The organism is Allobosea sp. (genome assembly GCF_036675845.1).
GTDB lineage: Bacteria > Pseudomonadota > Alphaproteobacteria > Rhizobiales > Beijerinckiaceae > Allobosea.
Genome location: NZ_JAKFED010000011.1, coordinates 1 through 2,014 on the forward strand (window position 1 = coordinate 1; position 2,014 = coordinate 2,014).

A 2,014-nucleotide genomic window follows, 5' to 3' on the forward strand; every position below is an offset into this window, starting at 1 on the left:
GTCGGCGCCGGCGAGACCTTGGCCGCGGCGCTCGCCTCGCTGCTGGCCAGCGGACAGGATCTGCACCTCGCCGTGTCCGAGGCGCTGAGCTTCGTCGACCAGTCCCTCGATGCCGGCTTTCGGCCCGGCATGGGCAATGTGGTGCCTGACCGCTTTTTCTGGGCGCTCCCCGAAGGCGAGGAAGCGGTAGAAGGCGAAGGGCCGCCGGGCGAAGTCCTGCTCGAAGACCCTCCGGCGGCGGAACGCGGCCCGCGGCGCATTCACTGATTCGCGTGTCTCCGATGGCCGATTCCTCCGGCGCGCGTGGCGCTGCTGCGTCACAAACCGAAGGCTCTCGCAGCGCAGGGCTCTTCGAGCGAGCCCAGCGCAGCATTCCCGGCGGCGTCAATTCTCCCGTGCGCGCCTTTCGAGCCGTCGGCGGCACACCGCGCTTCATCCAGCGCGCCGAAGGCCCCTACCTGTGGGATGCGGACGGCAAGCGCTACATCGACTACATCGGTTCCTGGGGGCCGATGATCCTGGGTCATGGCCATCCGGCCGTACTCGAAGCAGTGCAGCAGGCGGCACGCGACGGCTTCAGCTTCGGCGCGCCGACCGAGCGCGAGGTCGAGTTGGCCGAAGAGATCCTCGAGCTCGTTCCTAGCGCCGAGCAGGTGCGCTTGGTGAGCTCGGGCACCGAAGCCGCAATGAGCGCATTGCGCCTTGCGCGTGGCGCAACCGGGCGCGCGAAGATCGTCAAGTTCGAGGGCTGCTACCACGGCCATGCCGACGCGTTGCTGGTCAAGGCCGGCTCGGGCCTGGCGACCTTCGGTCACCCGACCTCCGCTGGCGTGCCGGCTGAAGTCGTGCAGCACACGCTGGTCCTGACCTACAACGACGTCGCTCAGCTCGAAGCCGCTTTCGATGCACACGGCGCCGAGATCGCCTGCGTGATGATCGAGCCGATCGCCGGCAACATGAATTTCGTGCGCGCGGGCGTTCCCTTCATGCGGCGGCTGCGCGAGTTGTGCACGCGGCACGGGGCGCTGCTGGTGTTCGACGAGGTGATGACCGGATTTCGCGTCGCGCTGGGCGGCGCGCAGAGTCTTTATGCGCAGCAGATCCCGGGTTTCAAGCCGGACCTCAGCGTGTTCGGCAAGGTCATCGGCGGCGGCATGCCGCTGGCTGCCTTCGCCGGGCCGCGCGCCGTGATGGAACTGCTGGCGCCGCTCGGTCCGGTGTATCAGGCCGGCACGCTGTCGGGCAACCCGGTGGCCACCGCCTGCGGGCTGGCCACCTTGCGGGAGATCCAGAAACCCGGCTTCTTCGAAGCCCTCACGCGCAGCACGCGCAGCCTCACCGACGGTCTGCTGGACGCCGCGAGCGAAGCCGGTGTGCCTATGGTGGGCGATTGCGAAGGCGGCATGTTCGGGTTCTTCTTCCTGCAAGACGCCGGGTCGGCGCAGGCCGGCCTGCCGCAGAACTACGCGCAGGTCATGGCCACCGACGGCGACCGCTTCAACCGTTTCTTCCACGGCATGCTCGAGCGCGGCGTCTACCTCGCGCCGGCGCTGTACGAAGCCGGCTTCGTCAGCGCGGCACACACGCCGGCCGATATCGAGGCAACGCTCGCGGCGGCGCGCGCCGCGCTGCGCTGATCGTCGGGCGCGTTTTCCCCACAACCTATCTCCGGTCAGCACCGGCCTGCCTGTAAGCGCCCATGCACCTTCACATCCTCGGCATCTGCGGCAGTTTCATGGGCGGCTTGGCAGCCTTGGCTCGCGAAGCCGGCCACAAGGTCACCGGCTGCGACGCGAGCGTGTATCCGCCGATGAGCGAGCAACTGCGTGCGCTCGACATCGAGCTGATCGAAGGCTTCGGCGCCGATCAACTCGCGCTTGCCCCCGACTTGTTCGTGATCGGCAACGTGGTCTCGCGCGCCAAGCCCGATCAGTTCCCGCTGATGGAGGCCATCCTCGACGCCGGCCTGCCCTACACGAGCGGGCCGCAGTGGCTGGCCGAGCACGTGCTGCAG

Annotated in this window: 3 protein-coding genes; all 3 read left to right on the forward strand. The window is 68.5% G+C overall.

The window, feature by feature from the left end; translation table 11 throughout:
• The coding region (locus tag V6M56_RS00585; protein WP_332680624.1) for a bifunctional hydroxymethylpyrimidine kinase/phosphomethylpyrimidine kinase at window positions 1-267 on the forward strand (267 nt) is incomplete at its 5' end.
• A gap of 14 nt (window positions 268-281) precedes the next feature.
• Window positions 282-1,637 carry a glutamate-1-semialdehyde 2,1-aminomutase gene (gene hemL, locus V6M56_RS00590; protein WP_332680625.1) on the forward strand — a complete coding sequence of 452 codons (1,356 nt, stop codon included), beginning with the start codon at window positions 282-284 and terminating at the stop codon, window positions 1,635-1,637.
• A 62-nt stretch (window positions 1,638-1,699) separates the two neighbouring features.
• Window positions 1,700-2,014 (forward strand): Mur ligase domain-containing protein (locus tag V6M56_RS00595; RefSeq protein ID WP_332680626.1); only part of this gene is annotated, 315 nt, incomplete at its 3' end.

Bases quoted from the DNA above. Each gene is read 5' to 3' on its own strand.
- hemL (WP_332680625.1), top strand. From the start codon at position 282: ATGGCCGATTCCTCCGGCGCGCGTGGCGCTGCTGCGTCACAAACCGAA.